Below are 12,140 nucleotides of genomic sequence, written 5' to 3'. Positions count from 1 at the left end.
TATGCATGATTTGTATAGAATGTTATTTTTCCGAAAAATTTTCACAATTCTCACAAAAAGACTTTATTAATTTTTATTTTACTGGCATAATAGATAATAATGAAAAAAGAATGTTAAAGTGGGTGAGTAAATGAAAAGTGGAGAAAAAAATTACTCGGTAAAAGAAGCGATGATTTTCAGCCAACGTATTGCTCAATTATCGAAAGCGTTATGGAAATGCGTAGAGAAAGATTGGCAACAATGGATTAAACCTTACGATTTAAACATTAACGAGCATCATATTTTATCAATCGCTTATCATTTAAAAGGGGCTTCTATTTCTGAGATTGCTAAGTTTGGAGTTATGCACGTATCAACGGCGTTTAACTTCTCTAAAAAGCTAGAAGAACGCGGCTATCTTGTATTCTCTAAAAAAGAAGATGATAAACGAAATACGTACATTGAAATTACAGACAAAGGGGAAGAATTACTACTTCGCTTAATGGAGGAGTATGACCCTGAAAATAATTCTGTTTTTAATGGGGCACTTGAACTTCGTAATTTTTACGGTAAGTTCCCAGAAAATATCGAACTTATTGCGATCCTTCGCAATATTTACGGACAGGACTTCATCGATATTTTTGAGAAATCATTAGAGAATATTGAGGAGAACTTTACGGAGACCGATCAAAAATTAGTTAAGAAATAATCTATTTATCCTTTCGCAATCATGCGTAAGAATTCATTCATAAGTGGCACAAATAAGCCCTGCTTTGCTAGCGCTTCCGCAGTTTCGTGTACTTCGAGCTGATGTGGAAGCGCTTTTTCAAATTGATCTAATAGCGCATCAAACAATAGAAGGCCTTCTGCTTTCTCCACTACATATTGTTCGTTCAGTCTTTCACAAAGTTTTAGTATACGTTCAATGTCTTTTTTACGAGCTTTTTTCTTTATGATTAAAGAATAAAATGGACACTTTTCTTCATCAATCATTTTAAATAGTAGGTCTACGTAGTATTCAGCTTGTTCTAGTCTTCTTACAACGTCCATTTTCTCCCTCGCTTCCTAACACAAAGTCTTCTATTTCTGAATTTTGTAACACGAACAAAATATCGTATGATACAATATATAAAGTATATGTATTTTAGCCAAAAGGAGGTCTCGCCTCATGACTCTTATAACCGTTGTTTTTGTTGCATTCGCACTTCTTGTTATATTTTACACGAATTTCATGACACATACACTGTGTGAGCGAAAACAAATATCTGCGAGCCGCCAGCCCGGTGTCTTTCGAGTTATTAATGTATGTATTACCATTCTATTAATTTCTAGTTATGTAGAAATTATATTTCATGGAAAGTGAGGAAGGAAGCCCCTTCCTCATTTTTTTCCTCTATAAGCAAATTATACCTACTATAACTAATAAAATAAACAGTACAAGTAATAAAATAAGTTTTGAATTCATCCCCCATCCCCTCCTCTTTTCTGTATATGCGACATGCGCCCAATATGGTACCCTTTCAAAATCTGACACAAACTGGTTAAAATTTCTTTATCAATAGGAAAACCCGTCGAAATATGATATATTAAATTTTGTACATATTGCTTATACTATGAAATAAACGACACGCATCTAAACTTTATCCTAAAGCCTCGGTAAGCCCTGTTAAGCGTGCTTTTACATATAAAAAAAGCAAAGACATCAGTGAGACTTAATCAGGTTCTTATGAACGAAAATAACCTATCATAAGGCGTTTCTTCATTCGTATGGGATAAATTAAAAATACATAATAGTAGGAGTGTTTATTGAATGAAGAAAGCTATGCTTGCCTTAGCCGCAACAAGTGTAATCGCATTATCAGCATGTGGAACATCATCATCAGACAAAATTGTTACATCTAAAGCTGGTGACATCACTAAAGAAGAGTTCTACAATCAAATGAAGACACAAGCTGGTAAACAAGTACTAAATAACATGGTTATGGAAAAAGTACTTATTAAAAACTACAAAGTCGATGACAAAGAAGTAGACAAAAAGTTCGATGAAATGAAAAAGCAAGTCGGTGACCAATTCGATACACTAATGAAACAACAAGGCCTTAAAGAAGAAACAGTTAAAAATGGCGTTCGCGCTTCATTAGCTCAAGAACAAGCGATTGAAAAAGCAATTACTGATAAAGACTTAAAAGCAAAATTTGAGGACTATAAGCAAGAAATTAAAGCCAGCCATATTCTTGTAAAAGATGAAGAGACTGCTAAAAAAGTGAAAGAAGAACTTGCACAAGGTAAATCTTTCGAAGAGTTAGCGAAAAAGTACTCTGAAGATCCAGGTTCAAAAGAAAAAGGTGGCGACTTAGGATTCTTCGGACCAGATAAAATGGTAAAAGAATTCGATGAAGCTGCTCGTAAGCTGAAAAAAGATGAAGTAAGTGAACCAGTAAAAACACAGCATGGTTACCATATCATTAAAGTAACTGAGACTCATGCTGACGCAACTTTCGATAAAGCAAAAGCTGACATCAAAAAAGAAGTAGTTCAAGAAAAAACACAAGATGCTCAATTTATGAATGATCTTATGATGAAAGAAATCAAAAAAGCTGACGTAAAAGTTGACGATAAAGATTTGAAAGATCTTTTCGAAGAGCCAAAAGCTGACGCTAAAAAAGACGAAAAGAAATAATGAAGTGAAAAAAGCTTGGGTAGCCCCAAGCTTTTTTATTTTGTAGTAGTTTTTTTGCCGATAAATCGATATACTCCCTCACCTTACTCCATTCAACACAAAAAAACCTTGGTTTCGTGCAACACGAAACCAAGGTTTATCTTATTATCATTGATTAAATTAAAAAACTATGGTAAATTAGTACAGAAACGCATTCGTTTAAAATAAAAGAATGTATTTATCCGTATCTTAATTGTACACCAAAACACATCTTCAGTCAACCTCTATTTTCACTTTTAAAGGAGTGCTTACCGTATGAACAAAAAACTTGATCAAGAGCAAAAACGATTGGATAACGTAATAGAAACGATTACGGAGCAAATTGATAAACTGGAAAGCGAAACTGGCAGACGCCGGGCAGAAGTAATCAACATTCGCAAACACTTCTGGGATGATGTTAAAGTTAACACTGATACTTTTGACGATTATCTTGAAACAGTTATCAACTTAAGACAACAAGCTCAGTCACTAGCCGTAACACAAATTACCCATAAGCACACCTTTAATCGACTTGCCGCACTACGCCGTATGCATAAAGCACCTTACTTCGGACGAATTGATTTCAAAGAAGAAGGCGAATCTGGCGCAGAACAAATTTATATCGGGGTGGCTACACTTACCGATGCAAGTGGAGAAAACTTTCTTATATACGATTGGCGCGCACCAATTTCAAGTGTTTACTACGATTATCCACCAGGACCGGCTGAATACAGCACACCAGGAGGCGTAATCTGCGGCAATGTGGAGAAGAAATTACAATATATTATTCAGAATGGCGAGATTGATTCCATGTTCGATACGAGCCTCACAATTGGAGATGAAATTCTGCAACAAGCGCTCGGAAAAGGAACAAACAAACATATGCAAAGTATCGTTGCTACTATTCAGCGCGAGCAAAATGAAATTATCCGTCACGATGAAGGGCGACTACTTATCGTTCAAGGAGCTGCTGGTAGCGGTAAAACGTCAGCTGCCCTGCAGCGAATCGCCTACTTACTATATAAATATCGCGAATGGTTAAAAGCAGATCAAATTATTCTCTTCTCCCCTAACTCTATGTTCAACAGCTACGTTTCTAACGTACTACCTGAACTCGGTGAAGAAAATATGCAGCAAGTTACATTCCAAGAATATTTAAACCATAGACTAAGTAAGTCATTTGATGTTGAGGATCCTTACGAGCAATTAGAATATATGCTAACTGAAACGAATAGCGCAAATTATAAAACTCGAAATGCGAGCATTCGATTTAAAGCATCTACTCAATTTTTCGAGATGATTAGAGCATACAGACAATCTCTTGAATCTTCAGGCATGCTATTTAGAGGAATGAAATTTAGAGGAAAACTGATTGCCTCTGCTAAAGAAATTACAGAGCAATTTTATAATACTGATTCCTCCCTCCGCTTCCATAATCGAATTGAAAAGTTAACAGATTGGCTAAATAAACAAATAGATGCAATTGAAAAAACAGAACTGAAAAAGCCTTGGGTAGAAGAGGAAATTGAATTACTTAGTAAAGATGAATACCAAAAGGCTTATAAATATTTACAGAAAAAAGGCGAGTTTGAAGACAACTCCTTTCATGATTTTGAGAAAGAAACGAAAGTACTTGGACGGATGATTGTCCGTAAAAAATTGAAGCCGCTTCGTAAAGGCGTTCAAACATTGCGCTTCATCAATTTCACAGGCATATATAAACAACTCTTCACAGATGCATCATGGGTTACTGGGGAAAAACCGAAAGAGTGGGATGACATTTGCTCATTAACAGTAAACATGCTCGATGAAGGAAAGCTATATTATGAGGATGCGACTCCATTTTTACTTTTAAAAGAATTAATTGAAGGCTTCCAAACGAATAGATCGATTAAACACGTACTCGTAGACGAAGCGCAAGATTATTCTCCGTTTCAGTTCGAGTTTTTAAAACGTCTCTTTCCTGCCGCAAAAATGACTGTACTCGGAGACTTTAACCAAGCGATATTTGCCCATGCGAGTGAAGCAGTGAATTTCAATACACTTACTAGCTTATACGGACCAGATGAAACGAACGGTATCAACCTAACTCGTAGCTATCGCTCAACAAAACCGATTATTGAATTTACACGTGCTCTCGTACCGGAAGGAGAGAACATTCACGCCTTTGAACGTGACGGTGAGAAACCTACAGTGACGAAAGTTTCTGATTATAGCGAACTGCATGATCGTATCACTTCTAAAGTTGCTGAACTACAAAAACAACAGCACAATACGATCGCAATTATATGTAAATCCGCAGCTGAAAGTGCCGCTGCATACGAGGCACTCAGTCATATCGAGAATATTAAACTTGTGAAAAGTAACTCAGCCGAGTACGAACAAGGCATCGTCGTTATCCCTGCTTATTTAGCGAAGGGTATCGAATTTGATGCTGTTATTATTTACGATGCTTCTAAAGATGTATACAGCGATGAGAGCCTACGTAGATTGTTCTACACTGCTTGTACACGCGCGATGCATGAATTGCAGCTTTATAGCGTTGGTGAGGTTAGTCCTTTTGTAACAGGGGCTGCTTCGGAGAGTTTTGAATGTATAACGAAAACACCTTGATTTTTATCAAGGTGTTTTTTTCATTCTAAATGAAATATCTTTACGTCGATATACACTTAGCACGATCCCCATTAAAAGCGCATGAAATAAAGTTGGTGTTAATCCATAACTAATAAAAGGCAATGATATAGCAGCAATCGGTAATAAGCCTAGGATCATGCCCACGTTATAAATGAACTGAACTACAAAAAGAGTCATTCCTCCAACGAGAAGCAATTTACCATACCGATCATTTATTTTATAAGATATGATTACTAACCTTGCTACAAAAAGAGAAAGAATTAAAACAAGGACCAAGGCAAGGAAATACCCGTAATAGTAAGTCAAACTTGCAAACACAAAGTCAGTATCTGGAGCAGGGATGAACTTTGTATCTCCAGATGTACCAAACCAACCTGCTGACGACATTACCTCTTTTAAACGTACATACATAAACCCTGCGCCCCCTGCATCACGCTCTGGGTTTAAATATCCTAAAAATCTATCCAAATGATATCCTTTTACTGAGGACCAGGAAAAGGATACCCTTATAATCAATAAACAAATTGGTACAATTGTAATAATCAATACCTTTTTCTTTCCTAAATTACTCCACCAAAGCATAACGAATACCATCGTGATATAGATAAAAACCGTTGAAAGAGTTGCTACAGTTAAGAATAAACACAAAGAAAATAAATATAAAACCACAAGATGCATAACCTTTATCCTACTACCATTGAAAATGGAAGCCCAAGCTAGAAAAAAGAACGGCACTGCCATTAAACAGTCAATTGCAATGGGACCAATTTTTATTAACGGTTCGCCAGCCATCGAAGCGTTTGGAAAACAGTATAGCATTAACAGGATAAGTACTCCGATTGTATAAAACAGCCCTCCGAGTCTTTCTAACTTCCGATAATCAATCAGCATCATCCCAAGAGCTGCTACAACACCCAGAATAACAAATATCAACTTATTCATTATTACATCATTCGTATATCCAAAAGCTAAAACTGGCAAAAACCCTAACCCCATAGCAGCCACTAATAAAATAATTAAGAACCAATCAACCTTTGGCTTATGAAGTTTGTTAAGCTCCCGCCCTAATTTAATCGGACTTCCCATTTGTTCCACCGCTTTATTTTCAGCAACTTCCTCACTTAACCCTTTTTCTATCCATGTGCTCTTCGCCTGTTTTAAGTGAAAATCTAGTTCAGTTGCTACAAAGCTCTTTGCTTCTTTTGATTTAATGTGATTGGTAACTTCACTTAAAAAACGCTCCCCTTTTTTGTTCAATTTTATCTCACTCCTGTACTAATCCTTTTAATATAAACCGTGCCTTCGTAGAATCTTTTTCTGCCTTTCGCAGCATCTTGTTTCCTTTATCATTTAATTGATAATATTTCGCTCCTGCATGATCCCAACTCGATTGGATAAAACGATTCTGTTCTAGACGATGTAATACAGTATATAAAAAACCTTCATTTCCTTCGAATTTTCGAATCCCTCTCCCTCGTAGTAGCTGTGACAATTCGTATCCTGTTTTTTCATTACTGAGGAGTTGTAAAATGGCTAACGAGATGTCCTCTTCCTTTTCGTGTGATGCATTGATTTTTTCGCGCACCCGCTTTCGGTGTTGATCAGAAAAACTCAAATGTTTAAACGTTGTATTCTCCATTGATTTTCGCAGGCCTTTTAATCGATCTTCCATTTGATTATTCCTCCAATCCTTTCTTCAAAAGCTCCTTCGCTTTTTTCAGTCTCGTTTTTATCGTGTTTTCTTTCACTTCTATTACAATAGCAATCTCTTTAATTGATAGTTCTTCATAATAAAATAGATAAATGACTTCTCGATATTTTATCGGTAAATTCATTACTGCAGAAGCCAGTTCACGGTCCTTCGCATTTTGAATAACAGTTTGTTCGACACTATCATTTTGAACCCCAATATAAGCAGCTTCATCCTCTGTCACGATCACCTTTTTGTTATACCAACTTTTTATGTAGTCCTTACATTGATTAATCGCAATTCTCCACAACCACGTTTTCACATTCGATTTCCCATTGTATGTATGAAGAGATTTATAACATTTCACAAATATATCTTGCGTTAAATCCTCAGCGACTTCTTTATTATTCACATATGAATACACAAGCTGTAAGACTTCTTGTCCATACTTGTTCATTATTTCATCGATAAGGAGTTCCTTATCTTCTATTTCAAACGCTTCTACCGTTAATTCATCCACATCATTTCCTCCTTCCCATTTATTAGACGACGCACGCCATGGAAAAGTTTTATAAATTCATAAAAAAACGGTTGGAAATGTCCATACCGTTTTGTTCATCCTCTACTATTTAATTTTTTCTAAAACAAAACTTTTAATATTCCCCGCACTTTTTATAGCTTGCGATACGTCTGTTTTATTAAGTTCTTCAAAATAAGGATATTGTAGAAGCAAATTAATAAATTGATTCATTTCAACTCCAATACACTACTACAATTGTTAAGTTATTCAAACGGTATAATAATACTTATTATACCTTTCGTATTCATATCCTGTTAAGCAACAAAAATCTACACTCAGTTAATTTCAGTACACTCTATACAAATATAATAAAACAAAAAACCGCACGAGGGCTCTCCCTCACGCGGTTTATTTTTAAGCTAAAGCAGCTGCTTGCTCTTGTTGATCTACAGGAATGACAGCGTCTGTTAACGCTTTTTCTAATTCAGCTGTGTATTTCATTTGCTCTTCTTTGCTCCAGCCTAGTTTCGCAGCCATGTAGTTGATTACTGCTTCTTTCCACTCGTATACCCAGTGGATGTTGAAGAATACAGCGCCTCTGCGGCGTACGAAGAAGTCAACTGGTTTCACTGTCATTTCGTAATCCATTGCGTATACAAGTGGGATTAGAACGTCTAGCGGCATGTTGTATTCTTTCGCTTCGTCTTTATGTTTTTTCGCTAAGTCAAACAGTACGTCAACGTTAGAGCCGTAGAATTTCGCGAATTTTTCCGCTTGTGCTGTCGTTAAACCATATTTCGTACCTTCGCCTGCTTTTTTCGCAACAAATGCCGGGAATCCGTGTGAACCACTTACATGACCACCAGAGATTGGCATATGTTTCGTATCACTCTTCTTATATGCGCTATGGCCTTCTTTTTGTAATAGATTCGTTACGTAGTCTACTACCATTTCAGCCATTTTGCGGTATCCTGTTAATTTACCGCCCGCGATTGTAATTAAACCAGATTCAGAAGTCCAAATTTCATCTTTACGAGAAATTTCAGATGCATTCTTACCTTCTTCATAAATTAGCGGACGTACACCAGCCCAGCTTGATTCCACATCTTTTTCTGTAATTTTCACGCTTGGGAACATGTAATTAATCGCATTAATGATATATGTGCGATCTTCTGTTGTCATGTGCGGTACAGCTGCGTCTTTATCATAGAACGTATCTGTTGTACCTACGTACGTTTTTCCTTCGCGAGGAATCGCGAACACCATACGTTTATCTGGTGTATCAAAGTAAATTGCTTGCCCTAATGGGAAACGTTTTTGGTCAATTACTAAATGCACACCTTTTGATAACTGAAGTACTTTCCCTTTTTTAGAGTTATCTTTTTCACGAAGTGTATCTACCCAAGGACCAGCTGCGTTTACAATTTTCTTACCGTAAACTTCATACACTTCTCCGTCTAGTAAATCGATTACACGTACACCGCATACTTTTCCATCTTTATATAAGAAACTGTCTACTTTTGCGTAGTTAACAGCTTTCGCACCATGTTCAATCGCTTCTTTCATTACTTCAATTGTAAGACGCGCATCGTCTGTACGATATTCTACGTAGTAACCGCCGCCTTTTAATCCTTCTTGTTTTACAAGAGGCTCTTTATTTAGCGTTTCTTCACGGTTAAACATCTTTCTGCGCTCGCTTCGTTTTACACCTGCTAAGAAGTCGTATACACGAAGACCAATTGATGTACTGAATGACCCGAACGTGCCGCCTGTATGGAACGGAAGTAACATCCACTCCGGTGTTGTTACATGGGGACCGTTCTCATATACGATCGCACGCTCTTTCCCCACCTCTGCTACCATTTTTACTTCAAGTTGTTTTAAATAACGTAAACCGCCGTGTACAAGTTTCGTTGAACGACTTGATGTACCTGCTGCAAAGTCCTGCATTTCAAACACAATCGTTGATAAACCGCGTGTTGCCCCATCTAATGCAATACCAGAACCAGTAATACCTCCACCAATTACGATCACATCTAACTCTTGTTTATTTACTCCATTTAATACGTCTTTACGTTGTTTACTTGAAAATTTCATGGTAATTCCTCCCTTTGATAACGAAAAAAGAGACCACAAGCTCCGCTATAGATTTCGCCTCTATAGCGTGTTGTGGTCTCTCCAAATCTCCTACCGAATTATTAACTTGTCATCATTATAACACTGTTTATGATTATTTGAAAGCTTTAGTTGCTTCAATTGCTTTTTTCCATCCAGCATATAGCTCTTCGCTTGTTTCCGCTTCCATCGTTGGTTCAAAGCGTTTGTCCATATGCCACTGTGCTTTAATTTCGTCTTGGTTTTTCCAGTATCCAACCGCAAGACCTGCTAAGTATGCTGCACCTAAAGCTGTCGTTTCATTGATCACTGGACGCTCTACAGGAACGTCTAACATATCACTTTGGAACTGCATTAAGAAGTTATTCTTAACTGCCCCGCCATCAACGCGTAATGTGTTCAGTTCAATACCTGAATCTGCTTCCATTGCGCATAGTACATCTTTCGTTTGGTATGCTAAAGATTCTAGCGTTGCACGAATGAAATGCTCTTTCGTCGTACCGCGCGTTACACCAAACATAGCGCCGCGTACTTCACTATCCCAGTACGGTGTACCTAATCCTACGAATGCTGGTACAACGTATACGCCGTCAGTTGATTCAACGCGAGAAGCGTACACTTCACTCTCACTTGCATCTTTAAACATGCGCATTCCGTCACGTAACCATTGAATTGCAGAACCTGCTACGAAAATACTTCCTTCTAATGCGTAATTTACTTTACCATCTAAACCCCATGCAATTGTTGTTAATAGGCCATGCTCAGAAGCTACTGCTTTTTCGCCTGTGTTCATTAACATGAAACAACCAGTTCCGTAAGTGTTCTTCGCCATACCTTCACCGAAACAAGCTTGTCCAAATAATGCTGCTTGCTGGTCACCAGCTACACCTGCGATCGGTACATTTTGACCGAAGAAGTGATAATCAATTGTTTCTCCATATATTTCAGATGATTGACGTACTTCTGGAAGCATGCTCTTTGGTACTGTTAACATGTCTAGAAGCTCATCATCCCACTGTAAGTCGTGAATGTTAAACATTAATGTGCGTGATGCATTTGAGTAATCTGTTATGTGCGCTTTACCGCCAGACAATTTCCATACAAGCCATGTATCAATTGTTCCGAATAATAACTCGCCGTTTTCTGCTTTTTCTCTTGCACCTTCAACGTTATCTAAAATCCATTTTACTTTCGTACCAGAGAAGTATGCATCAATTAAAAGACCTGTTTTTTCGCGAACCATCTCGCTATAACCTTTTTCTTTTAACTCATCACAAATTTCAACTGTTTGACGAGATTGCCATACGATTGCGTTATAAATTGGTTTTCCAGTCGTTTTATCCCATACAACCGCTGTTTCACGTTGGTTCGTAATACCGATACCAGCGATTTGTTCTGGCTTCACATCTGCTTCACTTAAGCAAGTTGCGATAACTGCTAAAATAGATCCCCAAATTTCTTGTGCATTATGCTCAACCCAGCCTGGCTTTGGAAAATGTTGTGTAAACTCTTTTTGAGCTGAATGAACGATTTTTCCTTCTTTATTGAAAAGAATTGCGCGTGAGCTTGTTGTTCCTTGGTCTAATGAAAGAATATATTTTTTCATATCAGTTTCCCCCTATGCTACTTTTCTACTATTTGTAGTAGCTCCACTTTTTTTACTTGTCATATAAGAGATTGCTAGTACAATCACAGTTGTAATAATCACATAAATAAGTGCTGAATTTTGTTTTCCTTCAAATACAACTTGATGGAATAATCCTGCAAGTGATCCACCTAAAATTGGACCAACTACTGGGATCCATGCATACTTCCAGTTTGAACCGCCCTTTCCTGCAATCGGAAGGAAGAAGTGTGCAATACGCGGACCTAAATCACGAGCCGGGTTGATTGCGTATCCTGTTGTTCCACCTAATGATAAACCAATACTTACAATTAAGAAACCTACGATAAATGGATTTAAACCATCTGCAAATTTATTTGCTCCAATTGCTAATATACCAAATACTAAAACGAATGTTCCAATCATTTCACTTAAAAGGTTTGTAAATGTGTTCGGAATTGCTGGACCTGTTGCAAATACACCTAACTTTGTTCCTGGATCTTCTGTTTCTTTCCAGTGTGGTAAGTAATGTAAATATACAAGAACTGCCCCGATAATTGCCCCAATCATTTGTGCTGCGATATACATAGGTACATCACTCCATGGGAACGCTCCCTTAAAAGCAAGTCCTATCGTTAAAGCCGGATTCAAATGTGCCCCACTAATTGATCCAACTGCATACGCTGCCATAGCAACCGCTAGACCCCAACCCATTGTAATTACAATCCAACCAGAATCTTTCGCAAACGATTTCTTTAAACTTACACCAGCGCAAACACCGCCACCAAGTAAGATTAACAACGCAGTCCCTATTAATTCCCCTAAAAATGCTGACATAAAATCCCTCCACAATCAATTTAAATGCTTTCGAAAAGTGATAGAGGTAAAATGAATGGCCATT

11 protein-coding genes are annotated in these 12,140 nt (G+C 37.4%); 4 read left to right on the top strand and 7 right to left on the bottom strand.

What is annotated here, in order from left to right; all coding sequences use genetic code 11:
- The first annotated feature begins 130 nt into the window (after positions 1-130).
- Positions 131-688, top strand: coding sequence for an HTH-type transcriptional regulator Hpr (locus LCF45_RS05470; RefSeq protein ID WP_002011118.1), 558 nt, complete (start codon positions 131-133; stop codon positions 686-688).
- Positions 689-693: 5 nt separating this feature from the next.
- On the opposite strand, the gene LCF45_RS05465 is transcribed toward LCF45_RS05470, so the two are convergent.
- Positions 694-1,029 (bottom strand): YhaI family protein, encoded by a 336-nt coding sequence (locus tag LCF45_RS05465; protein ID WP_002087170.1) that lies wholly within the window; start codon positions 1,027-1,029, stop codon positions 694-696.
- Between the two features lie 118 nt (positions 1,030-1,147).
- Between LCF45_RS05465 and LCF45_RS05460 the strand changes: the two genes are divergently transcribed.
- From LCF45_RS05460 to helD, 3 genes are all read left to right on the top strand, one after another.
- Positions 1,148-1,342, top strand: coding sequence for a hypothetical protein (locus LCF45_RS05460; RefSeq protein WP_000172693.1), 195 nt, complete (start codon positions 1,148-1,150; stop codon positions 1,340-1,342).
- 447 nt (positions 1,343-1,789) lie between these two features.
- Complete coding sequence (prsA, locus tag LCF45_RS05455) at positions 1,790-2,659, top strand: peptidylprolyl isomerase PrsA (RefSeq protein WP_263894657.1); 870 nt, start codon at positions 1,790-1,792, stop codon at positions 2,657-2,659.
- 294 nt (positions 2,660-2,953) lie between these two features.
- The gene (gene helD / locus LCF45_RS05450; protein WP_263894656.1) at positions 2,954-5,290 is read left to right on the top strand and encodes an RNA polymerase recycling motor HelD; all 2,337 of its coding nucleotides are present in this window, start codon (positions 2,954-2,956) and stop codon (positions 5,288-5,290) included.
- A gap of 6 nt (positions 5,291-5,296) precedes the next feature.
- On the opposite strand, the gene LCF45_RS05445 is transcribed toward helD, so the two are convergent.
- The 6 genes from LCF45_RS05445 to glpF form a co-directional block, all read right to left on the bottom strand.
- On the bottom strand, positions 5,297-6,568 hold the full coding sequence (locus LCF45_RS05445; RefSeq protein ID WP_002186492.1) for an FtsW/RodA/SpoVE family cell cycle protein: 1,272 nt from the start codon (positions 6,566-6,568) through the stop codon (positions 5,297-5,299).
- Positions 6,569-6,575: 7 nt separating this feature from the next.
- Entirely contained in the window at positions 6,576-6,983 is a 408-nt protein-coding gene (locus LCF45_RS05440; RefSeq protein WP_002125765.1) for a PadR family transcriptional regulator, read from the bottom strand.
- 4 nt (positions 6,984-6,987) lie between these two features.
- A complete protein-coding gene (locus LCF45_RS05435) occupies positions 6,988-7,521 on the bottom strand; it encodes a sigma-70 family RNA polymerase sigma factor (protein ID WP_263894655.1) in 534 nt (177 codons plus the stop codon).
- A gap of 414 nt (positions 7,522-7,935) precedes the next feature.
- The gene (gene glpD, locus LCF45_RS05430) at positions 7,936-9,618 is read right to left on the bottom strand and encodes an aerobic glycerol-3-phosphate dehydrogenase (RefSeq protein WP_050001277.1); all 1,683 of its coding nucleotides are present in this window, start codon (positions 9,616-9,618) and stop codon (positions 7,936-7,938) included.
- 133 nt (positions 9,619-9,751) lie between these two features.
- A complete protein-coding gene (gene glpK, locus LCF45_RS05425) occupies positions 9,752-11,242 on the bottom strand; it encodes a glycerol kinase GlpK (protein ID WP_078202939.1) in 1,491 nt (496 codons plus the stop codon).
- 12 nt (positions 11,243-11,254) lie between these two features.
- Positions 11,255-12,076: a glycerol uptake facilitator protein GlpF gene (gene glpF / locus LCF45_RS05420; RefSeq protein WP_002030197.1), complete on the bottom strand. Its 822-nt coding sequence runs from the start codon at positions 12,074-12,076 to the stop codon at positions 11,255-11,257.
- Positions 12,077-12,140 lie beyond the last annotated feature (64 nt).

It is taken from the genome of Bacillus sp. 41-22 (assembly GCF_025809295.1).
Lineage (GTDB): Bacteria > Bacillota > Bacilli > Bacillales > Bacillaceae_G > Bacillus_A > Bacillus_A mycoides.
The sequence above is the reverse complement of the archived record's forward strand: the minus strand, read 5'-3'. Positions and strand labels throughout refer to the sequence as shown.

Coding starts and splice junctions, on each gene's coding strand:
- glpD (WP_050001277.1), bottom strand. CDS start 9,618: ATGAAATTTTCAAGTAAACAACGTAAAGACGTATTAAATGGAGTAAAT.
- glpK (WP_078202939.1), bottom strand. CDS start 11,242: ATGAAAAAATATATTCTTTCATTAGACCAAGGAACAACAAGCTCACGC.
- glpF (WP_002030197.1), bottom strand. CDS start 12,076: ATGTCAGCATTTTTAGGGGAATTAATAGGGACTGCGTTGTTAATCTTA.
- LCF45_RS05465 (WP_002087170.1), bottom strand. CDS start 1,029: ATGGACGTTGTAAGAAGACTAGAACAAGCTGAATACTACGTAGACCTA.
- helD (WP_263894656.1), top strand. CDS start 2,954: ATGAACAAAAAACTTGATCAAGAGCAAAAACGATTGGATAACGTAATA.
- LCF45_RS05460 (WP_000172693.1), top strand. CDS start 1,148: ATGACTCTTATAACCGTTGTTTTTGTTGCATTCGCACTTCTTGTTATA.
- prsA (WP_263894657.1), top strand. CDS start 1,790: ATGAAGAAAGCTATGCTTGCCTTAGCCGCAACAAGTGTAATCGCATTA.
- LCF45_RS05440 (WP_002125765.1), bottom strand. CDS start 6,983: ATGGAAGATCGATTAAAAGGCCTGCGAAAATCAATGGAGAATACAACG.
- LCF45_RS05470 (WP_002011118.1), top strand. CDS start 131: ATGAAAAGTGGAGAAAAAAATTACTCGGTAAAAGAAGCGATGATTTTC.